This is a genomic window from Halosimplex pelagicum, from assembly GCF_013415905.1.
Classification (GTDB): domain Archaea; phylum Halobacteriota; class Halobacteria; order Halobacteriales; family Haloarculaceae; genus Halosimplex; species Halosimplex pelagicum.
This window is the reverse complement of the sequence record NZ_CP058909.1, coordinates 2,868,269-2,889,639: the sequence shown is the minus strand read 5'-3', so window position 1 is coordinate 2,889,639 and position 21,371 is coordinate 2,868,269. Positions and strand designations below refer to the sequence as shown.

The window sequence follows — 21,371 nt, the reverse complement described above, 5'->3', positions numbered from 1 at the left end:
CGTTAGACCCCCAGGTACCGCTCGCGCGTCTCGTCGTCCTCGCGCAGTTCGTCGGCGGTGCCCTCGAAGACGACGCCGCCCTGGTCGACGATGTAACACCGGTCGGCGATCTTCATCGCCGCGACGGCGTTCTGCTCGACCAGCAGGACGGTCGTCCCCTCCTCGCGGATCCGCTCGATGGCGCCCTCGACGGTCTCGATGATCTGCGGGGCCAGCCCCTCGTAGGGCTCGTCGAGCATGAGCAGGTCGGTGCTCTGCTTGAGCGCCCGCGCGATGGCGAGCATCTGCTGTTCGCCCCCGGAGAGCGTGCCCGCGAGCTGGTTCTGCCGTTCGGCCAGCCGGGGGAAGTCGTCGAGGATCTGCTCGATGGACTGGCCCTCGTGTTCGAACTGCAGGTCGCGGCCGACAGTGTTCGAGCGGTTCTGCACCACGTCGGCGAGGTGGAGGTTCTCCTCGACGGTGAGGTTGCCGAAGACACGGCGCTCCTCGGGGACGTGCGAGATGCCCAGCACCGAGATGTCCTCGGTCTCCATGTCGGTGATCTCGCGGTCCTTGTACGTGATCCGCCCCTCGCGGACCTCCGGCGGGCGCGCGCCGGCGATGCTGCGCAGCGTGGTCGTCTTGCCGGCGCCGTTGCGGCCCAGCAGCGCGCAGATCTCGCCCTCCTCGACGCGCATCGACACGTCCCGGAGGATGTGGGACTGGCCGTAGTAGCTCTCGACGCCGTCGAGTTCGAGCAGGCTCACAGCTCGACACCTCCCAGGTACGCTTCCTGAACGCTGGGGTCGCCCTGCACCTCGGCGGGCGGCCCCTCGGCGATGATGCTCCCGCGGTTCAGCACGGCGATGCGGTCGGAGATACTGAAGACGATCTCCATGTCGTGTTCGACCAGCAGGATCGTCAGGTCCAGGTCCTCCTGGAGGTCCTTTATCAACTGGACGGTTGCCTGGGTCTCCTCGGGGGACATCCCGGCGGTCGGCTCGTCCATCAGCAGCAGCGACGGTTCGCTCGCCAGCGCGATCCCGATCTCCAGACGGCGCTTGTCGCCGTAGGGCAGGTCGGCGGCGCGTACGTCCCGCTGGTCGCGAAGGCCGACCGCGTCCAGCATGCTCAGGGTCCGCTTCTCGACCTCGGGATAGCTGTTGCGGTGGGTGAGGAAGTTGAAGCGGAACGAGCCGTGTTCGGCGCCCAGCGAGGCGATGTTGGCGTTCTCCTCGACGGAGAGGTCGGGGAAGATCGACGCGGTCTGGAAGGACTTGCCGATCCCGCGCTGGACGACCTCGTGGGGTTCTAGGTCGACGATGGACTCGCCCTCGAAGCGGATGTCGCCCTCCGTCTCTTCGAGCATCCGGGTGATGAGGTTGATGAGCGTCGACTTGCCGGCGCCGTTGGGGCCGATGAGCGAGAGCAGTTCCCCCTGTTCGATGGAGAGGTTCACGTGGTCGGTCGCGGTGAGGCCGCCGAACTCCTTGACGAGCCCGTCGGTCTCGAGGATGGCGCTCATCGCTCGTCACCTCCCAGCGCGTCGCCGACGCGCTCGCGGAGCCATGTGATGCCGCCCCAGATGCCGTCGGGCAGGAGGACGACGACGAAGACGAACACGAGCCCGAGGATCATGTGCCAGAAGTGGCCGATCCCCGGCATCCCGCTGACGATGTTGGCGACGTACATGTACAGGCCGGCGCCGAGTATCGGACCGAACAGCGATCCGACGCCGCCCAGCACGGTCATGATGACGATCTCGCCGCTGACGGTCCAGTTGAGGGTGTTCTCGATGGGGACGAACGAGCGCTGGATGACGTAGAGGCTCCCGGCCACGCCGGCGAAGGCGCCCGAGATGACGAACGCCATGAGCTTGTAGCGCCAGACGTTCAGGCCGACGAACTCGGCGCGCTGTTCGTTCTCGCGGACCGCCCGCAGGACGATCCCGTACGGGGAGTTGAGGACCCGGTTGGCGACGACGACGGCCAGGACGGCCGCGAGACCGACGAAGACGTACATCCACGTCTCGACGAGGATATCGGGGACGACGGCGACCTCCGCGCCCAGCGGCAGGAAGCCCAGCAGCGGGTCGACGGCGACCTCGTTGAACCCGTTCTCCCCGCCGGTCAGCCAGCCGAGCGGCGACAGGAAGATGTAGTAGATCATCTGCCCGAACGCCAGCGTGAGGATGGCGAAGTAGATGCCGCCCCGGCGCAGGGAGATCCAGCCGATGACCCACGCGAGCAACACCGAGACGGTCGTGCCGACGAGGATCATCGCGATGGGGCTGCCGGTGACGTTGGCGCTGAAGATGCCCGCCGCGTAGGCGGCCACGCCCCAGAACATCGCGTGGCCGAAGGATAGCAGACCCGTGAAACCCAGCAGGAGGTCGTACCCGATGGCGAAGATGCCCCAGATGAGCGCCAGGGTGACCAGGCTCCGGTACCAGACGTACTGGGTCGGGATCCCGAGCATCTCGGGGAGGGCGACGAGGACGAACGGCGCGAGGAAGACGCCGAGGAACGTGAGGGCGGCGACGGTCACCTCGCGCTCGCGGACGGCGAGCCACCGGTCGTACGGCGACGGCGAGCGGTCGACCTCGGCGGGCTCGCCCGTCTCGGCGGACTTGACCTCGTCGCTCATGTCGTCACCTCCTCGGAGCCGAGCAGTCCCTGTGGCCGCGTCAGCAGGACGATCACGGCGAGCACGTAGATGCCCACCTGGGACCAGGGGCTGAAGTTGACGGTGAACCCGCCGACCCCGACGCTCCCGAGCGAGATGAGCGTCACCTGGACCATCCCGATGAGCGTCCCACCGAGGACCGCCCCTCGGATCGAGCCGACGCCGCCGATGACGACGGTCAGGAACGCCGGGACGAGGATCGTCATCCCGATCTCGGGGTTGATGTTCTGCAGCGGGCCGCCGACGACGCCGGCGATCCCCGCGAGCGCGGCGCCGATGCCGAACATCACGAGGTACGGGCGGGTGATCTTGATGCCGAGCAGCCGGACCATCTCGGGGTCCCGGGTCCCGGCCTTGACGACCAGCCCGAAGTCGGTGTACTCGACGATGGCGTAGACGGTGATGACGAGCGCGGCCGTGATCGCGATGACCCAGAGCCGCCAGACGTTGATCGTCACGTCCGACAGCGGGACGCCGATCGGGCCCGTCATCGGCAGGAGGCCGAAGGCGGAGGTGGGGACCTCGTAGCCGTAGGTCCGGGGGCCGATCAGCGCGTGGATGACCTCCTGGACGACGATCGCGAGCCCGAAGGTGACGAGGATCTGGTCGGTGTCGGGGCGGTCGTAGAACGGCCGCGCGACGAACCGCTCCATCGCGAGCCCGACGACGAACACGAACAGGGGGACGATGACGAGCGCGGCGAAAAAGCCCCACTCCAGTCCCAGCGTGGGGTAGCCCCACTCGGCGAGCTTCCCGTTCGATATCGATATCTCCTGGGTGATCAGCAGGCCGGCGTAGGCGCCGACGACGAACAGCGCCCCGTGGGCGAAGTTGACGAACTTGAGCGTCCCGAGGATGATCGACAGCCCGATCGCCAGCAGGACGTAGATGGCCCCCGTCTGGAGGCCGTTGACGAGCAAGACGATCAGCTCGCCGACGAGGCTCACGCGGCGGTCACCTCGGTTGGTACTCGCCGACCGGGGTGCCGTTCCGCTTCGGTCGGCGCCCGGCGGCGGGGCCGGTCGATGTTTTGGGTGTGATTGTCACTCATTCTGTGTTGCGGATGCGGGAATCATGTACATAACTGTAGGGCCTAGTCGCGCGGGCGGTCACTCGTCGCCGTAGTCGCCGAGTTCGCACTCCGCGGCCGGGCCTTCGTCGCAGCCGTAGCCCACGTCGTCGCGCGAGGTGATGTCGACGATCTCGAAGAAACTGCCGTCGCCCTGTTCGGACTCGGGGAGGCCGCGGACGACGGGGATGGCGCGCTGGGCCTGGTGGTCGCAGGCGCGCATCGTCTCCTCGCCCATGCCGATGTTGCTGTACTCGTAGCCCTCCAGCTGCCGGATGACCTCCGGCGGGTAGAAGGTGCCGGCGCGCTCGACGGCCGCGGCGTACTGGAGCGTCCCGGAGTAGGCCAACTGGGCCGGTCCGGAGGGGAGCCGCCCGTCGTACGCCTCGCCGAAGAACTCGGTGAAACTGTTGGAGGGCTCGTTGTCGATCTGGGAGTCCCAGGCGATGGTGCCGTAGATGCCGTCGATGGCCCCGCTGGCGGCCTCGGCCATCGGGCGGTTGTACAGCGGCATCACGATCTCCATGTCCTCGTCGATGCCGGCGTCGATGGCGTCGGTCAGGGAGTTCGCGCCGTCCAGCCCGTAGTGGTCGAGGAACAGCACGTCGGCGCCCGAGCTCTGGGCCTCCGAGAGGTACGACGAGAAGTCGCTGGTGTCCAGCGGCGTCGCGACGCTCTCGACCTGGTTCCAGCCGGCGTCCTCGAAGAACATCTTCATCGACTCCTGGACGGTCTGGCCCCACGAGTAGTCGGCGTACAGCTGGTAGAAGTCCAGGTCGTCGCCGTACTCCTCGGTGACCACGGGGGTCAGCGCCTGGCCGGTCATGTAGGCGTTGAACATCTCCCGGAAACTGTAGCGGACGCAGTCCCCGCCGGTCGTGTCGTTCGAGTGGGTGAGACAGCAGGTGAACATCACCTTCTCGCGCTGGGCCAGGCCCTGCTGGGCGATCGCGACCGCCGAGGAGGAGCCGCCAGCGAACATGATGACGCCGTCGCGGTCGATCATCCGGGAGGCCGACTGTTCGGCCGTCGAGGCGTCCGTGTTCGTGTCGCCCTCCACGTAGTCGATCTCGTAGCCCAGCACGCCGTCGCCCGACAGGTCGTCCCACTCGTCGACCCAGCCGCCGCCGTTGTTGAGGTGTTCGACGGCCAGTTCGTAGGCCCGCAGTTCGTCCTCGCCCTCCGAGGAGTACGGCCCCGACGTGGGGACGTTGAACCCGAACGTCGCGGTGTCGCCGTCGATCGGGAAGTTCCCGAGCGACGGGTAGTCGGTGCCGTCACCACCGTCGCCGCCACCGCCACCGCCACCGTCGCCGCCTTCGGTACACCCGGCCAGACCCGCCAGCCCGACGGCACTCGCCGCGCCCGCTCGTTTCATCAACCCACGCCGCGACACTGTACTGTCATCGTGTGACATGCTCTATCAGGGGATGACCTCCCTCATAATAGTTGTGCATAATTATAAAAAGTGACAGCCGAACGCCGTTCGGACCGTCGGTCTGCCGTCGAAATTTCCTCCGTGAGAAAGGTTCGTATCGGCTGAATGACGGCGTATCGGCAGAGATCTCGCCGCGCGATCGTCGGGGGCGGATCGAGACCGCGCCGATCCGCCGCGGGCGTGAGCGACGGGGCCTGGCGGTACGTTTATCAGTCGCCCGGCGGAGCCACCGGTAGGACGCGGTTCCCGCCGTCCACCCTCCACCCATGTCCGCCATCGAGATATCGAACCTGACCAAGCGATTCAGTGACGTGACCGCCCTCGACGACCTGTCCTTCTCGGTCCCGGAGGGCGAGATATTCGGCTTTCTCGGCCCGAACGGCGCCGGGAAGTCGACGACGATCAACATCCTGCTGGGGTTCACCCAGCCCTCCGCCGGGTCGGCCCGCGTGTTCGGCCACGACGCCCAGGCCGAGAGCAAGGCGATCCGCCAGCGCACCGGCGCCCTGCTGGAAGGCTACGGCGTCTACGAGCGGATAACCGCGCGCGAACACGTCGAGCGGGCCATTCGCGCGAAGGGGGCCGACGACGACCCCGACGCGATCCTCGAACGCGTCGGCATCCCCGAGGCCGCCGACCGCAAGGCCGGCGGCTTCTCCAAGGGGATGCGCCAGCGCATGGCCATCGGCATGGCGCTGGTCGGCGACCCCGACCTGCTCGTGCTCGACGAGCCCTCGACGGGACTGGACCCCAACGGCACTCGCGAGCTGCGCGACGTGATCCGCGAGGAGAACAGGCGGGGCGCGACCGTCTTCTTCTCCAGTCACCTCATCGACCAGGTCGAGGCCGTCTGTGACCGCGTCGGCATCCTCAAAGACGGGAAGATGGTCACCGAGGGCAGCGTCACCGACCTCCGGGCGCAACTGGACGCCGCGACCGTCACCGTCACCGTCGAGCGGGCGGCCCCCGAGTCGCTGCTCGCCGACCTCCGCGGGATCGACGGCGTCGAGGAGGTCGAGGCGACCGACAACCAGGTCCTCGTCTCGGCCCGGGGCGGCGACGCGAAACTCCGGGCGCTCAACGCGGTAGAGCGAGCCGGCGTCGGCTTCGCGGACTTCACGACCGACGACCCCTCGCTGGAGGAGATCTTCGAGGTGGCGACGCTCGGTCCGCGGGAGGGACGGCGGGACGGAACCCGGGACGGCGCCGAGGCGCCCGCGGAGGGAGAGGCATGAGCTGGCGAACCGTCATGAGCGACGACCTGCTGGGCGTGCGCCGGTCGCGGCTGGGCCAGGGCGTCGCCGCGACGATGTTCGCGTTCACCGCCGGCATCGCCATCCTCGTCGCCCTGGCGCACGTCTCCTCGCCGGGCGGCCAGGCGCCGACGTTCGACACCGTCATGCTGCTCGTCGGGAGCCTCCTCTCGGTGATCCTCCCCTTCATCGCGATGCTCGGCAGCTACGGCGCGATCATCCAGGAACGCGAGAGCGGGTCGGTCCGGTTCCTGCTCGGGCTCCCGAACTCCCGGTTCGACGCCTACCTGGGGAAGTACTGCAGCCGGTCGCTGCTGCTCTCGGCCGCGACGGCGGTCGGCCTCCTCGTCGTCGGCGCCGTCGGCTTCGGGATCCTCCGCGAGCCCGACGCCGTCGCCTTCCTCCTGTTCGTCGTCGCGACGCTGGCGTTCGGCCTGCTGTTCGTCGGCGTCGGCCTCGCGCTCTCGGCGGTGCTCGACTCCGAGACGCAGGTGACGACCGGGATCATCTCCACCTACGTGCTCTTCCGCGGCCTGTGGCCCGTCATGCAGTGGGGCGGCCTCTACCTCACCCGCCCCGACGGCGAACTGGGTATCCGACCGTACCCCGAGTGGTACTTCTACCTCGGCCGGCTGGACCCGCTGAACGCCTACGTGAAACTGGTGAACGTGCTGTTCAACGGCGACCAGTTCCACCCGCTGATCACCAACCCGCAGGCGGCCGAGGTCGACTACCTCGCCGTCTCCGAGTGGTACGCCGTCGCCGCGCTGGCCGTCTGGCTGGTCGTCGTCCCCGTCGTCGGCTATCTGCTGTTCGTGAACAAGGACGTGCTCTGAGGGGCGGTTTCCCGGACCGTCCGCAGGCGCTCCCGGTCAGGCGACGCCGATCGACTCCCGGTAGCTTCCGTGGTAGGTCTCGAAGCGGTCCATGATCTCGCCCATCGTCGCGTAGACCTCGACCGCGTCGACGATAGCGGGCATCACGTTCTCGTCGTTCTCGATGGCGTCGTCCAGCGCCGCGAGCGCGTCCTCGACCGCTTCGTCGTCGCGGTCGGCTTTCACTTCGGCGAGCCGGTCGCGCTGCCGTTCCTGGACCGCCTCGTCGACCCGCAGCGTCTCCGGTTCGGTGTCCTCCGCGACGGTGTAGGCGTTGACGCCGACGACGACCTCCTCGCCGTCCTCGACGCGCTCCTGGTACTCGTAGGCCGAGTCCTGTATCTCCCGGTGGAAGTACCCCTCGTCGATGCCCGTCAGGACCCCCTCGCGCATCGATCCGTCGCCCATCTCGCGGATCTCCCGGATGTACTCCATCGCCTCGGCCTCGACCTCGTCGGTCAGCGCCTCGACGGCGAAACTGCCGCCCAGCGGGTCGACGATGTCGGCGGCGCCGGACTCCTCGGCGATGATCTGCTGGGTGCGCAGCGCGACCCGCACCGCGTCCTCGCTGGGCAGCGCCAGCGCCTCGTCGAAACTGTTGGTGTGGAGGCTCTGGGTGCCGCCCAGCACCCCGGCGAGCGCCTGGATCGTGACGCGGACGACGTTGTTCAGCGGCTGCTGGGCCGTCAGCGACTGGCCGGCCGTCTGGGTGTGGAACTTCATCGCCCGGCTCGCGTCGGCCTCGGCGCCGTACCACTCCGCCATCAGGTTCGCCCAGATCCGCCGGCCGGCCCGGAACTTCGCGACCTCCTCGAAGATCGAGTTGTGGGAGTTGAAGAAAAAGGAGAGTTGGGGGGCGAACTCGTCCACGTCCATACCGCGCTCCTCGCAGGCCTCGACGTAGGCCAGCCCATCCGCCAGCGTGAAGGCGAGTTCCTGGACCGCCGTCGACCCGGCCTCGCGGATGTGATAGCCCGAGACCGAGATCGGTTTGAACTTCGGGGTCTGCTCGACGGCAAACTCGACGGTGTCGACGACGATATCCAGCGAGGGACGGGGCGGCACGACCCACTCCTTCTGGGCGATGAATTCCTTGAGCATGTCGTTCTGGAGGGTGCCCCGGATCTCCTCGCGGGGGACCCCCTGCTGGTCGGCGATGGCGACGTACATCGCGTAGATCACGGGCGCGCTCGGGTTGATGGTGAAGGAAGTGGAGACCTCGCTCACGTCGATGCCGTCGAAGATGATCTCCATGTCCCGCAGCGTGTCGACGGCGACGCCCTCTCGGCCCACCTCGCCGTCGCTCATCGGGTCGTCGCTGTCCAGGCCCATCAGCGACGGCATGTCGAACGCCGTCGAGAGGCCGGTCTGGCCCTCGTCGATGAGGTAGTGGAAGCGCTCGTTGGTCTCGCTCGGCGTCCCGAAGCCGGCGAACTGCCGCATCGTCCACGTCCGCCCGCGGTACATCGTCGGGTAGACGCCGCGGGTGTAGGGCGGCTCCCCCGGAAAGCCCAGGTCCTCGTCGTAGTCCAGGTCCGCCACGTCCTCGGGCGTGTAGAGGCGGTCGACCTCGTGGTTGGAGACGGTGGCGAACCGCTCCGACCGTTCGCCGTAGCCGTCGAGGACGGGATCGAGGCTCTCGTCCTCCCACTCCTCGCGGCCCTCGCGGATCGCGGCGAGGTCGTCGTCGTCGAACATGCTCGCAAATATTGCCGGAGCGCGCATAAGGGTTCGGGCGAGGGCGGTCGGTGTGGTCGGTTCGATCTGCGGGGTTCGCGAGACGCGCCGTCAGGACTCGCGCCACTTGTGGCCACAGTCGACGCAGGTGAACAGCCGGACCTCGTAGGAGCCGCCCGGCTTCGGTAGCATCTCGTAGTAGGCCCGGTCGCTGTCGCAGTCCTCGGCCGGACAGGGCTCCTGCATCGTCTCGGCGGAGTCCTGAGTCGCGTCGGCCACGGCGGGCGCCCCGTCGTCCCGCTGTCCGTCCCGGGTCTCCATCGCCGCTTCCGCTTGCGAGTCCCGCGGCTCCTCGTTCTCACAGGAGCGACACACCCACGTGTCGCCCTCCGTGTGCATCATCGAGCCACACTCGTCACAGAATCGCATAGTGGGTGGGGGAACACGACCGTCGGATATATGCGTTAACTTCCGATCCGTCGTGGGTTTCGGGCGGCTGCTCGCGGTGGCTGTACTGAACGTACCCGCCCGGAGAACGCGGGACCGCGGACCGCCGCTACTTCAGCCCCTTGCTGGCGAGGTGGTACTCGAAGACGGTCTCCATACCGGCGACGAGGCCGTCGACGTCGACGCTCTCGGCGTCGGCGTCGCGGGAGCGCACGCCGTCGTAGATCCGCTGCCAACGCCGGCGGAACCGCTCTTCCAGGCCGCTCTCGCGGATCGCCTCGACGACGGCGGCCGGCTCCTCGCTCGCGGCCAGTTCCTCGGGGGAGACGACGCCCTCCTCGACGGCGGCGACGACGACGCCCGCAGAGAAGTCGTCTTCGAGCACCTCCCGTTCCCAGGTCGTGAGCCAGTTGCCGATGCGGGCCATCTCCTGGAGGTCCCAGAGCGTGTCGCGGAGGGCGCCCAGGTCGCGGCGGTCGAAGGCCGGCGAGAACATCAGGTCCACGTCGGCGTAAGGGAACATCACCATGTTGTGCGCGCCGTAGCGGGTCGTCCCCGCCAGGTTCGCCATGTGCGGCGTGTCGCTGACGAGCGCGCTGTACTCCATGGCGTCGGCGGTCTGGCGGAAGTCGTAGGCGAAGTGGTCGGCGAACTCCGCGCGGCGCGGCGCCCCCGCCAGTCCGTCCTCGAACTCGGTCCAGAGGCGCTCGACGAACGCGAACGTCTCGGGGTCGACGGCCGCCCGCTCGGGGTCGGGCGCGACCGTGTCGCAGGCCAGTCGGCGTGCCTCCCGGAAGGTCGCCCGGTCGCCGCGGTGTTCGACCAGGTCGTCGAGCACCGTCACGTACATCGTGAGGAGCGTCTTCTGCTCGCGGACGTGCGCGGCGTGGGCCTCGTCGACGGTCGAGAGCGTGAACGACGGGAGCAGGGCGTAGACCCACCGCCAGAGGAAGCGGTCGCGCTCCTCGAAGTGGCGGTCGTAGCCGTCGGCCAGCGCCGCGACGCGGTCGGGCAGGGTCACGCCGCGGACCGCTCGCAGGCACTCGTCGGCGCCGCCGTCGGACCCGGGGACCGCGGTGGCCACAGTCAGCACCCCCCGTACGACCGGCTTACTCCGACGGTATCGCCGGTGTACTTCCGACGCAGGGCCGCCGTCCTGACCGAGACGGAGGTCACGTTCGGAGTCGATGCGGGCCGGTCGGGGGTCGCTGCGGTCGAAGGAGAGAGCTCGCACGGACGCGACCGGTCAGCGACGGCAGTCTGCGACATTGTCGGGTAAGACCCGGCTACCGTGAAAACGGTTCCTGCGGTTCGCTGGGCGGACGCGTACGGTTCCGTACCGGTTGCTCAGGCGTGGTTGCGGACTGCGACGCCGAACGGCGGCAGTCAGCGGAGCGTGCCGGCGGCGAGCGCCCTCGCGTTCCGGGCCGTAATCTCCGATTACCGCCGCGACGGGAGCGAAGCGACGGCTGGCGGCCCGCCGCGGCGCTCAGTAGTGGCCCATCAGGCCCTGCCGGCGGGCCCGCGATCCCATCCACTGGAAGGCGCCGTAGCCCAGGGCGAAGTAGACGACGGCCGCGCCGACCAGCAGCCCGAGTTCGGCCGGGGGTAGTTCCCAGAGGCGGAGCCCCTCCTGCATCGACCGGGTGAGCAGGTAGCTCCCCTGGGAGATGGGGAGCAGGCGGACCCAGACCACGCCGACGCCGGGTGCCGCGATGAGCCCGATGAGGACGAACTGCATGACGTTGAAGATGTTCTCGACGCGCTTGTACAGCAGCGCGAGGCCGCCGAAGAAGAAGCCGAGGCCGACGGCCGGCGCGACGGCGAACACCGTCAGGACGAGGACGGTGACGACCGGCAGGTACAGCGACTCGCCGGTGACCGCGAGCATGAAGGCCAGCGTCGCACCGCCCCAGGCGAGGGTTTCGAAGAGGGCCACGACGACGCCCGCGATCATCACTTTGCCGTAGCCGAACGGGGACATGTACAGCTGTTCGAGCGTCCCCCACTCGGACTCCTTGGTGACGCTCTGGGCCACACCGGAGAACGCCCCCAGCGCCATGCTCCAGAGGAAGTAGCCGACGATGATGCCGCCGAGGCTGTCGGTCAGCGCCTGCCCCGCCACCGCGCGGCCGCCGAAGAAGACCATCCCGAAGAAGATGAAGTTCATCGCCAGCCCCGTCAGGGTGTTCAGCGGATAGCGGTACATGAGCAGCAGCCGCTTTTTCAGCTGTGCCCACAGCAGCGTCCCCAGTGTCGCGGTGGCGCGCTCCCGTTCGCCGCCTCTCACCCGACGGTCTCCGGTGGCCGACTCGCCCGAATCGGCCCTCCCGGTACTCACGGCCGGTCACCCCCCTCTGCGCTGACCGCCCGGTCCGGCCGGTCGGCGGCGCTCGTGGGGGACGACCCGTCGCCGCCGGTGAGTTCGAGGAAGACCTCCTCCAGGTCGGGGTCGACGGACTCGACCGCGTGGACGGTCAGGCCCGCGGCCCGCAGCGCGTCCATGAGGTCGTAGAACCGTTCCGGGTCGCCCAGCGACACCTCGAAGGCCGTCCGGTCGCCCCGGGACTCGAAGGTCTCGACCCCGTAGGTCTCGCGGAGTCGCTCGCGGGTGTCGTCGTCGAGGACTTCGGCGACTGTCCCTTCGCGAGGGGTCGCGCCGGCCCCGGCGGCGACCTCGGCACGGCCGACGACCACCCGGTAGGCGAACGTGCGGAACAGCTCGATGAGGTCCGCGACGGCGTCGTCGGCGATGACCTCGCCCTCGTTCATGATGACGACGCGGTCGCAGACCTCCTGGACCACGTCCATGTCGTGACTGGAGAGGACGATCGTCATGTCCTCCTGGTCGGCGAGTCGGCGGATCTCCCGCCGGAGGTCGACCGACGACTCCACGTCCAGCCCGAGCGTCGGCTCGTCGAGGAAGGCCACCTCGACGTCCCGCGCAAGCGCGCAGGCCAGCGAGACCTTCTGTTTCTGCCCCCGCGAGAGGTCGTTGACGGGCGTGTCGGCCTTCTCGGTCAGCGAGAGCTGTTCGAGCAGGGCGTCGTGGCGGTCGCGGACCGCGGGCGGCGACTCGCCGCCGATGGCCGCGAAGTACTCCAGGTTCTCCCGGACGGTGAGCCGCCAGTAGACGTTGCGGGCGCCTTCGAGCATCGCGCCGACGCGGGCGTAGGCCGGCCGCGGGTCGTCGTACACGTCGACGCCGGCCACGCGCACGTCGCCCTCGTCGGCGACCACGAGCCCCAGTATCGACTTGATGAGCGTCGTCTTTCCGGCGCCGTTCGGCCCGAGGACGCCCACGACCGTGCCCGGCTCCACGTCGAGGCTCACGCCGTCGACCGCCCGGACCGCCTCGTCGCCGCCGCCGAACGTCTTGGAGAGCCCGCGAACCGAGAGGGCAGGGTCGGCGTCGGTCGACGCGTCGTCGCGCTCGGCGCCCCCCTCGCGATCGTCGGAGACCCGTTCAGGTGCCGTCGTCATCGTGATAGCGCGTAGTCGGTGTCAGCCCATAACCATTTCCTGCACGGCCGTTCAGTTTGGGATCCGACAGGACGTAACCGTTTTTCCGGCGGCCGGGGAACGAGGCGTATGGCCGAGGGAAGCGGCTCCGGGCGCGCGGACGGTCCGGGTGAAGCGGGTGGGGCGACGGACGGGGCGGCCGGCGGTGCCGTCGAGCCGACCGCGGTGTTCGAGTTGCTGGCCGACGAGACGCGGCTGTCGATCCTCCGGGAACTCGCCGCCGAGCGGTACTCGAACTGGCAGTGGTCGGGGATGAGCTTCGCGGAACTCCGGCGAGCGGTCGGCGTCGAGGACGCGGGCAACTTCACCTATCACCTGGAGAAACTCCGCGGTCCGCTGGTCGCGAAGGACGGCGAGGAGTACTACCTGCTCAACGCCGGCCTGGAGATCGTCGGCGCCGTCGAGTCCGGACGATACAGCGACACGAGCGAGGAGGTCCGCGGCGCGACGAGCTACGAGTGCCCGTATCCGGACTGCGAGCGCGCGCTCGAAGGCATCTACGAGGACCAGTACTTCCGCCTGCGCTGTCCCGACCACCACCGGTTCGCCGCGACGATCCTCCCGCCGACCGTCGCCGCCGCTCACTCGCCCGACGAGCTCGTCGAGATCATGACGATCGAGACGCGACAGGAGGTACAGCGGGCACGCGCGGGCGTCTGTCCCAACTGCTGGGGCCCCATCGAAGCGACGCTCCCCGCTGAAGACCCGACGATGGCCACCCAGATCGAACCCGACCTGCCCGACGGTGCGGTTCTCGCGACGTTCGACTGCCGACAGTGCGGACTCTCTTTCGAGATGCCCACGGGCGCCTGCGTCGTCGACCACCCCGCCGTCGTCGCCTTCCACCACGACCACGACGAGGAGATCCGTCGGCGCCCCTACGTCACCCTCCCGTTCTGCGGGATCGGTCGCGCCGACCTCGAATCCGAGGACCCCGTCCGCGTCCGGGTCGACGTGCGACTCGACGGCGACGCGCTCCACCTGTGGCTCGACGGGGAGACGAACGTGGCGGAGTACGAACGGGAGTGAGCCGGGAAGCGGCGAAACCGTCGTCGAAGGTCAGTCCTGCAGTCGCTTGGTCTTCTGGACCAGCGGGTGATGGGCGTAGTCGACGACCGCGATGTCGTCGATGGAGTACAGGTCCTCCTTCTCGGCGGTCTTGGCCATCCCGAGGTCCACGCGTTCGGAGAGGACGATGACGTAGGCGTCCATCTCCGCGATGTCGAGGCGGGCGGCGGCCTTGACGCGGTGGTGGCCGTCGGCCAGCAGCAGGTCGCCGTCGTTGTCGATGACGACGAGCGGCTCGGCCAGTCCGCGGTCGAGTTCGTACCGGCGGCCCTCCAGTTCGTCGGCGTACACTTTCGCCTGGGTCGGCGTCAGCTCGGCGAGGGAGACCTCGCGGCGGTCCTGGGAGACGGCGACGCCGTGGATGTTCTCCAGGGTCTGCATCAGATTGTCCACCTTCCCCGGGGTCGCGCGCTCGATCTGCGAGCGGATCACGTCCGCGTTGGAGATGATGCCGACGAGGTTGCCCGCGTCGTCGACGACGGGGAGCTTCTGGATGCCCGACCGGAGGATGACGCGGGCGGCGTCGTCGATGTCCATCTCCGGGTGCGCGACCAGCAGGTCGTCGCTCATCACCTTGAAGATGGGCTCGTGGTCCGGCTGTTGCAGCAGGTCCCGGGCGCTGACGAACCCCTCGACGTGGCGACCGTCGGTGACCGGGAACCCGCTGTGTTCCGTGCTCCCGGCGATGCGGTCGGCCACGTCACCCACCGTGTCGTCCGGCGACACGGTTTCGACCTCGCGAGTCATGTAGGCTTTCACCGTCAGCGCTCCCTCCTCGACCATTGCACGGGAGTCGGCGTCCGTCGCCCAAAAACACACCGGCTCCGACCCGGGGTCGACGCCGCCAGCCGTCGGCTCGACTCGCCCTCGGCGCCGGTCGTCGTCACCGGTCCGTCCCCTCGTCGGTCGCGTTCCCGTCGTCCGGGTCGCCGTCGCCGCCGTCGTCGGGGTCCCCGGGCCGGTCGCCCCGGGCCGCGGCGCCGGCGATGCGGTCGAGCGACAGCGGCTCGCCCGGACCGGTGCCGTGGTAGTCGTCGGGGTAGACGCCCGTCAGCACCCGGTGGCTCCGCGAGCCCATGGCGTCGAGGAAGCGGTCGGTGACGATCGCCGAGAGGATCTCCGACAGCGACTCGTCGTCGGCGTCGATGGCGTCCAGCAGCCCCAGCGAGATCTGCGCGCCCGCCATGTCGGCGTGGCCGCCGGCGCTACCGATCTGGCCGAAGGCGTCCCGGAGCGTCTCGCCCAGGTCCAGGTCCGTCCCGCGAGCCCGCGCCGAGACGTAGATGGTCCCGTCGCTGATGCCGTAGACGAGCGTCGTCGTCACGTCCTCCAGGTCGAGCAGGCGGTCGGCCGCCTGCGCGAGCGCGTCGCGGTCCGACAGCTCGCCCACGCCCGACAGCAGCGCCGACCCGTGGCGCCGACGGTCGCTGATCGCTCGCGCGATGGTGTCCAGCGTGTCCGCGCTCATGCTCGGCGACTCGATGCGGTCGAGCGTCCCCGCGTCGGCGTGCGGGACGAGGTAGGCCGTCGCCTCGAAGTCCGCGACGCTCACCTCGCGCGTGTACTCGTCGGTGTCGACCCGGATCCCGAACAGCAGCCCCGTCGCCACCTCCCGGCTGGGCGTGATGTCGAGCTTGCGCAGGTAGTCGACCAGCAGCGTGCTCGTCGCGCCCACCTCGCTGCGCAGGTCGACGAACCGCGCCTCGACGGGGTACCGCGGCGGGTGGTGGTCGATCACGATGTCGACCGGCGTGTCCTCTGCCAGCCCGTCGTTGACGCCCGGCCGCGAGTGGTCGACCAGCGCGACGCCGCCGTACTCCGACAGGTCCGCCCCCGGGTCGAGTCGCCGCAGGTCGAACTCCAGCAGGTTGACGAACGCGCGGTTCTCCTGGTGGGTGATGTTCCCGAAGTAACACACGTCGGCCTCGACCCCGGTCGCCGCCGCGATCCGCGCCAGCGCGACCGCGCTGGCGATGGCGTCCGGGTCGGGGTTGTCGTGCGTGACGATCGCGAGCCGCCCCTCCACGTCGCGGAGCGTCGCCGTCAACTTCCGCGTCCGGAGGCCGTCGTCGCCGATCCGTTCGTCGAGCCAGTCGGTCGCGGCGGCTCGCGCGTCGACTAGGTCGTCCGCCGCCGCCGCCAGCGCCGCCCGCTGGTCGTCGGTGGCCTCGGCGGGCGCGTACGCCAGCACGAACGCGTCGGGGTAGACCGAGGCGACGGCCTCCGCGGCCGCCACGTTCGTCGCGGCGTCCGCCGTCGCCACGGCGACCGTGTCCGGCCGCCGGCACTCCCGGAGCGCGGCCTCGTCAGTCGGGTCGCCCACCTCGGCGACGACGCCCTCCTCGCGGAGCGTCCGGACCGCGTTCTCGTCGTCGGCCAGCACCGTCAGCCGGCCGCGCCGCTCGCGCAACTCCGTGACGAGCGACCCCGCCAGCGATCCGGTCCCCAGCACCAGGCGGGCGGTCATACCGTCTCCTCGGGGGACGGCGCGTAAAAATCTATCACACTGGTTTCACCCGCCGAAACCACCGCGAGGCAGGCGGTCGGATCCGGGTCGTCCACCCCGTCAGCCGTCACTTCAGCCGTTCCTGCAGGAAGGAGGGATGGGCGGCCGTGACGCCCTCGATGTCCTTGATCGTCGACTCGATCACGTCGCCGACGGCGTCGCCGTCGGGGGCGCGCACCTCGGCCATCAGCATGTGGTCGCCGCTGGAGGTGTACAACTTCTCGATCTCGGGGATGTCCTTCAACTCGCGGACGGCCTCGACGTAGCGGCCGCTGTCCACGTCCATGCCGACCAGGGCGATCGACTGGCCGGGGAGCTTCTTCGGGTCCACGTCGGCGGAGTAGCCGACGATGACCTCCTCGTCCTCCAGACGCTGGATGTACTTGCGGACGGTCGGCTTGGACACCTCGACCCGGTCCGCGATCTCGGCGTAGGAGGCCTGGGCGTCCTCCTCCAGCACGGAGAGGATGCGTTCCTCCGTCGATTCGGCGCTCATACACCATAATTTGCCACCGCGCGAAAAATATCTTCCGAAACCACAAACGCGTCGCGAACGGGACGAACTGGCCGTCCCGGGGCCGTAGCGACCGATTACCCGGCCGTCCGCTCGGTAGGGGCCGCGTACGCGGTCCCGGTGCCGATCAGGTGTGTTTGTCGATGAGTTGCTCGGCGCAGCGCTCCCACTCGGCGTCGTCGTCGTAGTAGCGCTCGGCGAGGGGCTCCTCGGGCATCTCGCCGGTCGAGCGCTTCTCCTGGCCGTAGGAGGGGCGCTCCTCGTCGCGGTAGAAGCGACCGGTGAGCACCTCGCCCTCGTAGAGCTTCGACTCGACCTCGTACATCATCTCGCCGGCCTCCTGACGGTTCGTCACGTCGAAGTCGTAGTCGTCGGAGTCCTGCACGTCCGTGTAGGGGACGTACTGGCGGGCGTCCTTGTTCCAGGTCGGACACTGCGTGAGGAAGTCGATGTGGGCGAACCCGTCGTGTTCGACCGCCTCCGCGATGATCTCGGCGGCCTGGTTGGGGTTGACCGCCGCCGTGCGGGCGACGTAGGAGGCCCCGGAGGCCAGCGACAGCGAGAGCGGCCGGACCGGGTCCTTGGCCGACCCGCTGGGCTGGGTCTTGGACTTGTGACCCTTCGGGCTCGTCGGCGAGGTCTGGCCCTTGGTGAGGCCGAAGATCTCGTTGTTGAACACGATGTAGGTCATGTCGTGGTTCTCGCGGGCGGTGTGCATGAAGTGGTTCCCGCCGATGCCGTAGCCGTCGCCGTCGCCGCCGGCCGCGACGACCTCGACGCCGGGGTTGGCGAGCTTGGCCGCCCGCGCCACGGGCAGCGAGCGCCCGTGGATGGTGTGGAAGCCGTAGCTCTCGAAGTAGCTGTTCAGCTTGCCCGAACAGCCGATCCCCGTACACAGCAGCACCTCGTCGGGGTTCTTCCCGAGCTTGGCCATCGCCTTCTTCAGGGCGTTGTTCACCGCGAAGTCGCCACAGCCCGGACACCACGTCGGCTGGGGCTCGATCCCGGGTGTGAACTCGTCTTCCTCCGCTTCCTCCGGATCGCCGATCGCGCTGAATGCACTCATTGGTTAGTCACCTGCCGCTGGGACGTACTTCATGTTGTTCACGGCCAGCTCCTCGCCGTCGATGCTGGACTCGAAGCCCTCGACGATCTCGGCCGGTTCGAACGGGTTGCCGTTGTACTTCAGCAGGCTGGAGAGCTTCGGCCCGAAGCGACCGAGTTCCTTCTGGGTGAGCCCGCGGAACTGCGCGGTCGCGTTCATCTCGACGACGAGACACTCCTCGACCGATTCGAGGAACTCGCTGACCTCCGCCTCGGGGTAGGGCATCATGTCGCTGACGCCGATGGCCTTGACCGAGTGGCCGGCGTCGTTGAGCCGGTCGACCGCCTCGAAGACGGTGCCCTGGTGGCTCCCCCAGCACATGATCCCGTACTCGGCTTCGTCGGGACCGTGGTGGGTCTGGTTGCCCTTCTCGTCGAGCTCCTCGCGGATGCTCTCGAGCTTGCCCAGGCGGCGGTCCATCTGCAGGACGCGGTTGGTCGGGTCCTCGCTGATGTGGCCGGCCTCGTTGTGCTCGTTGCCGGTCGCGAGGAAGCGCCCGCCCTTCTGGCCGGGCACCGAACGGGGGCTGACGCCCTCCTTGCCGCCGTCGGCGTCGTACTGGAAGCGCTTGAACTTGCCCGCGTGGTGCTCGGCGGCCTCGGCGATCTCCTCCTCGGTGACGACCGAGCCGGGGTCGCCGTCGGCCTCGCGGTCGAAGAAGCTCGCGTCGACGTTTCGCAGCTCGCCCTGGAGCTTCTGGTCGTAGACGAGGATCGACGGGATCTGGTAGTCGTAGGCCAGCTCGAATGCGGTGCGGATCTGCTCGTAACACTCCTGCTGGTCGCCCGGCGCGAGCACGACGCGGCTGGAGTCGCCCTGGCTCGTGTAGAGGACGTGTTCGAGGTCGGCCTGCTCGGGCTTGGTCGGCATCCCGGTCGAGGGGCCGGCGCGCATCGCCTCGACGAGCACGACCGGCGTCTCGGACATCTCCGCGAGCCCGAGCGGTTCGCTCATCAGCGCGAAGCCGCCACCGGACGAACCGGACATCGACTTGACGCCGGCGTGGCTGGCGCCCAGGGCCAGCGACGCGGCGGCGATCTCGTCCTCGACCTGCTCGGAGATCCCGCCGAACTTCGGCAGGTTCTGGGACATGATCGTGAACACGTCCGTCCACGGGGTCATGGGGTAGCCGGCGATGAACCGGCAGCCGGCGTCGAGCGCCCCGTAGGCGATGGCGTCCGAGCCGGAGACGAGCGCCTGGTCCTCGTCGGGGTCGTCGTGGTCGGGCATCTCCAGGTCGTGGGTCTGGTCGAACTCCTGGGCCCGCTCGTAGCCGTCCTGGATGACCGCGAGGTTGGCTTCGAGGATGTCGTCGTTCCACATCTCGTCCATGATCCCCTCGTACTCGGAGGTGTCCATGTCGAGCAGCGCAGCGGTGACGCCGATCCCGGCGTTGTTGCGCATGATCTCGCGGCCGTGTTCCTTCGCGATGCCGCGCAGATCGACCGGGTAGACGTGCCAGCCGTTCTCCTCGGCGCGCTCCTCCAGATTGATCTCCGCGACCTGCTCGTCGTCGATGAGCCCCGAGTCGTAGACGATGATGCCGCCCTCGCGGAGGTCGTCGAGGTTCTCCGAGAGCGGTTTCAGTTCCTCGTTGCCGTAGTAGGCCTCTTCCGAGGGGTTCCGCGCGAAACTGTCACCGAGCGCGAGGAGGAAGTTGTACCCGTCCCCGCGCGAGGCCGCCCCGTCGGGGGTAGCCCGTACCTCCACGTACGTGTGGCCGCCCCGAATCCGGGACGGGTAGTGTCGGTGTGTGAATACGTCGAGCCCCGAGCGCATGAGGGCCTTGGCGAAGTATCGACTGTTGCTGTCGATACCGTCGCCGGAACCACCCGCAATCCGCCATATTAGTTCCTGATCTGTCATGGATACATCGATCGGCCCCGATTCGGGTGCCGTGAACGAAACGAGGACTGGACCCGACTAAAGCGTTTTCACTCCGTCACCGCTTAATAATCGTGAAGGTTGGGTACGGGCCGTCTCGCGCCTGAACTCGGCCGGGGGTGACAACAGCATGCACATCGCGTCTCCTTCGCATATCTGCTCTCGGGCCGCTCGGGCGAGAACTCCGTTCTCTATATCCGAATCGTGCCGATATATCGATATTCCGTCATTCGGTGGCGCTTTCAGCGTCGATTCTCGGGCGGCCAGGCTTTTGTGGCGGTCGACCAACCGGCGGGTATGATCAGACGGACTCTCGCGGTCGGGAGCGTCGCGCTGACCGGTGTGGCGCTGCTCGTCGGGGCGGTGTCGAGCGCCGCCGGGGCGGACGGCGGCGGGATCGCCCTCGCCCTGGTCGCACTCGGGGCGGTGCTGGGTCTCGCCATCGTCGCCGGGGCCGGGTACCTCTACCGCAGCGACGTGGCCACCGTCCACACGGCCCGGATCGCCGGCTGGAACCTCCTCGGGGTCGCGCTGCTGGGCGTGATCCTCGCGCTGGCTCGGCTGGCGCCCGGCGTCTCGATCCCGGCCTACGTCGTCGTCGACGTGCTCGGCGTGAGCTCCGTCGCGCACCTGCTCATCGGGTACAACGACGTGCGCCGCATCCGCGCGGAGGAACTCGCCCGCCAGCGTCGGACCCTCGCCGTCGTCAACCGACTCACCCGGCACAACCTCCGCAACCGGACCCAGATCCTCACCGGCCACGCCGCCGCGCTCGCCGAGGAACTGGACGACGACGACCAGCGGGCCGCCGCCGAAACCATCCGCGCCACGGCGTCGGAACTCGCCGACGTGGACGGCGAGCTCGCCGCGATCCAGACGGCGCTCAACGGCGACCGACCGGCCGACACGGTCGACCTCGCCGCCCTGGTCGAGGACGTGCTCGCCCCCTACCGCGACCGCCACCCCGACGGCGAGTTCGCGGTCGAGGTGCCCGACGGCCTCGCGGTCCGCGGCGACGACCAACTCGTCACCGCGTTCGACCACCTCGTCGAGAACGCCGTGGAACACGGCAGCGACGACGATCCGTACGTCCGCGTCTCGGCCGAGACCGACGGCGACCTCGCCAGGGTCCACGTGACCGACCGCGGCCCCGGCGTCCCCGCCGAGGAAGTCGCGGTGCTCACCGAGCAACGCGAGATCAGCCAGCTCGAACACGGGAGCGGGCTGGGTCTGTGGGTCGTCAAAACGGTCGCCGAGCGCTACGGCGGCGACCTGTCCGTCGAGAACCGCGAGGGCGGCGCCACGGTGTCGGTCGGCATCCCGACGGCCTGACCGCCGTCTGGCCGCGG

General features: G+C 68.9%; 19 protein-coding genes. 4 read left to right on the top strand and 15 right to left on the bottom strand.

Annotation, left to right across the window (positions count from 1 at the left end):
• Positions 1–2 precede the first annotated feature (2 nt).
• From HZS54_RS14465 to HZS54_RS14445, 5 genes are all read right to left on the bottom strand, one after another.
• Positions 3–746, bottom strand: a complete 744-nt coding sequence (locus HZS54_RS14465; protein WP_179917821.1) for an ABC transporter ATP-binding protein — start codon at positions 744–746, stop codon at positions 3–5.
• Positions 743–1,504, bottom strand: a complete 762-nt coding sequence (locus HZS54_RS14460; RefSeq protein WP_179917820.1) for an ABC transporter ATP-binding protein — start codon at positions 1,502–1,504, stop codon at positions 743–745. The genes HZS54_RS14465 and HZS54_RS14460 overlap by 4 nt, the downstream gene beginning before the upstream one ends.
• A complete protein-coding gene (locus HZS54_RS14455) occupies positions 1,501–2,625 on the bottom strand; it encodes a branched-chain amino acid ABC transporter permease (RefSeq protein ID WP_179917819.1) in 1,125 nt (374 codons plus the stop codon). The genes HZS54_RS14460 and HZS54_RS14455 overlap by 4 nt, the downstream gene beginning before the upstream one ends.
• Entirely contained in the window at positions 2,622–3,611 is a 990-nt protein-coding gene (locus tag HZS54_RS14450; protein WP_179917818.1) for a branched-chain amino acid ABC transporter permease, read from the bottom strand. The genes HZS54_RS14455 and HZS54_RS14450 overlap by 4 nt, the downstream gene beginning before the upstream one ends.
• A 162-nt stretch (positions 3,612–3,773) precedes the next feature.
• The gene (locus tag HZS54_RS14445) at positions 3,774–5,111 is read right to left on the bottom strand and encodes a substrate-binding protein (protein WP_425484383.1); all 1,338 of its coding nucleotides are present in this window, start codon (positions 5,109–5,111) and stop codon (positions 3,774–3,776) included.
• 326 nt (positions 5,112–5,437) lie between these two features.
• Here HZS54_RS14445 and HZS54_RS14440 point away from each other — a divergent pair, with 326 nt between their 5' ends.
• Together HZS54_RS14440 and HZS54_RS14435 are read left to right on the top strand one after the other, a co-directional pair.
• Positions 5,438–6,406, top strand: coding sequence for an ABC transporter ATP-binding protein (locus HZS54_RS14440; RefSeq protein ID WP_179917816.1), 969 nt, complete (start codon positions 5,438–5,440; stop codon positions 6,404–6,406).
• Positions 6,403–7,260 (top strand): ABC transporter permease, encoded by an 858-nt coding sequence (locus HZS54_RS14435; RefSeq protein ID WP_179917815.1) that lies wholly within the window; start codon positions 6,403–6,405, stop codon positions 7,258–7,260. The genes HZS54_RS14440 and HZS54_RS14435 overlap by 4 nt, the downstream gene beginning before the upstream one ends.
• A 36-nt stretch (positions 7,261–7,296) precedes the next feature.
• Here HZS54_RS14435 and HZS54_RS14430 read toward each other — a convergent pair whose 3' ends face one another.
• From HZS54_RS14430 to HZS54_RS14410, 5 genes are all read right to left on the bottom strand, one after another.
• Entirely contained in the window at positions 7,297–8,997 is a 1,701-nt protein-coding gene (locus tag HZS54_RS14430; protein WP_179917814.1) for an acyl-CoA mutase large subunit family protein, read from the bottom strand.
• A 90-nt stretch (positions 8,998–9,087) separates the two neighbouring features.
• Positions 9,088–9,405: an RPA12/RPB9/RPC11 RNA polymerase family protein gene (locus HZS54_RS14425; protein ID WP_179917813.1), complete on the bottom strand. Its 318-nt coding sequence runs from the start codon at positions 9,403–9,405 to the stop codon at positions 9,088–9,090.
• Between the two features lie 127 nt (positions 9,406–9,532).
• A complete protein-coding gene (locus HZS54_RS14420; protein WP_246391654.1) occupies positions 9,533–10,507 on the bottom strand; it encodes a hypothetical protein in 975 nt (324 codons plus the stop codon).
• A 405-nt stretch (positions 10,508–10,912) separates the two neighbouring features.
• On the bottom strand, positions 10,913–11,764 hold the full coding sequence (locus HZS54_RS14415) for an ABC transporter permease (RefSeq protein WP_246391653.1): 852 nt from the start codon (positions 11,762–11,764) through the stop codon (positions 10,913–10,915).
• Positions 11,761–12,906, bottom strand: a complete 1,146-nt coding sequence (locus HZS54_RS14410) for an ABC transporter ATP-binding protein (RefSeq protein ID WP_179917812.1) — start codon at positions 12,904–12,906, stop codon at positions 11,761–11,763. Before HZS54_RS14410 ends, HZS54_RS14415 begins: the two co-directional genes overlap by 4 nt.
• A 108-nt stretch (positions 12,907–13,014) precedes the next feature.
• Here HZS54_RS14410 and HZS54_RS14405 point away from each other — a divergent pair, with 108 nt between their 5' ends.
• The gene (locus tag HZS54_RS14405; protein ID WP_179917811.1) at positions 13,015–13,974 is read left to right on the top strand and encodes a winged helix-turn-helix domain-containing protein; all 960 of its coding nucleotides are present in this window, start codon (positions 13,015–13,017) and stop codon (positions 13,972–13,974) included.
• 30 nt (positions 13,975–14,004) lie between these two features.
• Here HZS54_RS14405 and HZS54_RS14400 read toward each other — a convergent pair whose 3' ends face one another.
• The 5 genes from HZS54_RS14400 to HZS54_RS14380 form a co-directional block, all read right to left on the bottom strand.
• Complete coding sequence (locus HZS54_RS14400; protein ID WP_179917810.1) at positions 14,005–14,796, bottom strand: CBS domain-containing protein; 792 nt, start codon at positions 14,794–14,796, stop codon at positions 14,005–14,007.
• Positions 14,797–14,896: 100 nt separating this feature from the next.
• Positions 14,897–16,480 (bottom strand): DHH family phosphoesterase, encoded by a 1,584-nt coding sequence (locus HZS54_RS14395; RefSeq protein WP_179917809.1) that lies wholly within the window; start codon positions 16,478–16,480, stop codon positions 14,897–14,899.
• A gap of 106 nt (positions 16,481–16,586) precedes the next feature.
• On the bottom strand, positions 16,587–17,015 hold the full coding sequence (lrpA1, locus tag HZS54_RS14390) for an HTH-type transcriptional regulator LrpA1 (RefSeq protein WP_179917808.1): 429 nt from the start codon (positions 17,013–17,015) through the stop codon (positions 16,587–16,589).
• 145 nt (positions 17,016–17,160) lie between these two features.
• Positions 17,161–18,099, bottom strand: a complete 939-nt coding sequence (locus HZS54_RS14385) for a thiamine pyrophosphate-dependent enzyme (RefSeq protein WP_179917807.1) — start codon at positions 18,097–18,099, stop codon at positions 17,161–17,163.
• 3 nt (positions 18,100–18,102) lie between these two features.
• Entirely contained in the window at positions 18,103–20,004 is a 1,902-nt protein-coding gene (locus tag HZS54_RS14380) for a 2-oxoacid:acceptor oxidoreductase subunit alpha (RefSeq protein ID WP_179917806.1), read from the bottom strand.
• 315 nt (positions 20,005–20,319) lie between these two features.
• On the opposite strand from HZS54_RS14380, the gene HZS54_RS14375 reads away from it, so the two are divergent.
• Positions 20,320–21,354, top strand: a complete 1,035-nt coding sequence (locus tag HZS54_RS14375; RefSeq protein ID WP_179917805.1) for a sensor histidine kinase — start codon at positions 20,320–20,322, stop codon at positions 21,352–21,354.
• The last annotated feature ends 17 nt before the right edge of the window (positions 21,355–21,371 follow it).

Bases quoted from the DNA above. Each gene is read 5' to 3' on its own strand.
- HZS54_RS14435 (WP_179917815.1), top strand. From the start codon at position 6,403: ATGAGCTGGCGAACCGTCATGAGCGACGACCTGCTGGGCGTGCGCCGG.
- HZS54_RS14380 (WP_179917806.1), bottom strand. From the start codon at position 20,004: ATGACAGATCAGGAACTAATATGGCGGATTGCGGGTGGTTCCGGCGAC.
- HZS54_RS14445 (WP_425484383.1), bottom strand. From the start codon at position 5,111: ATGAAACGAGCGGGCGCGGCGAGTGCCGTCGGGCTGGCGGGTCTGGCC.
- HZS54_RS14410 (WP_179917812.1), bottom strand. From the start codon at position 12,906: ATGACGACGGCACCTGAACGGGTCTCCGACGATCGCGAGGGGGGCGCC.
- HZS54_RS14460 (WP_179917820.1), bottom strand. From the start codon at position 1,504: ATGAGCGCCATCCTCGAGACCGACGGGCTCGTCAAGGAGTTCGGCGGC.
- lrpA1 (WP_179917808.1), bottom strand. From the start codon at position 17,015: ATGAGCGCCGAATCGACGGAGGAACGCATCCTCTCCGTGCTGGAGGAG.
- HZS54_RS14440 (WP_179917816.1), top strand. From the start codon at position 5,438: ATGTCCGCCATCGAGATATCGAACCTGACCAAGCGATTCAGTGACGTG.
- HZS54_RS14430 (WP_179917814.1), bottom strand. From the start codon at position 8,997: ATGTTCGACGACGACGACCTCGCCGCGATCCGCGAGGGCCGCGAGGAG.
- HZS54_RS14375 (WP_179917805.1), top strand. From the start codon at position 20,320: ATGATCAGACGGACTCTCGCGGTCGGGAGCGTCGCGCTGACCGGTGTG.
- HZS54_RS14425 (WP_179917813.1), bottom strand. From the start codon at position 9,405: ATGCGATTCTGTGACGAGTGTGGCTCGATGATGCACACGGAGGGCGAC.
- HZS54_RS14455 (WP_179917819.1), bottom strand. From the start codon at position 2,625: ATGAGCGACGAGGTCAAGTCCGCCGAGACGGGCGAGCCCGCCGAGGTC.
- HZS54_RS14405 (WP_179917811.1), top strand. From the start codon at position 13,015: ATGGCCGAGGGAAGCGGCTCCGGGCGCGCGGACGGTCCGGGTGAAGCG.
- HZS54_RS14385 (WP_179917807.1), bottom strand. From the start codon at position 18,099: ATGAGTGCATTCAGCGCGATCGGCGATCCGGAGGAAGCGGAGGAAGAC.
- HZS54_RS14400 (WP_179917810.1), bottom strand. From the start codon at position 14,796: ATGGTCGAGGAGGGAGCGCTGACGGTGAAAGCCTACATGACTCGCGAG.
- HZS54_RS14395 (WP_179917809.1), bottom strand. From the start codon at position 16,480: ATGACCGCCCGCCTGGTGCTGGGGACCGGATCGCTGGCGGGGTCGCTC.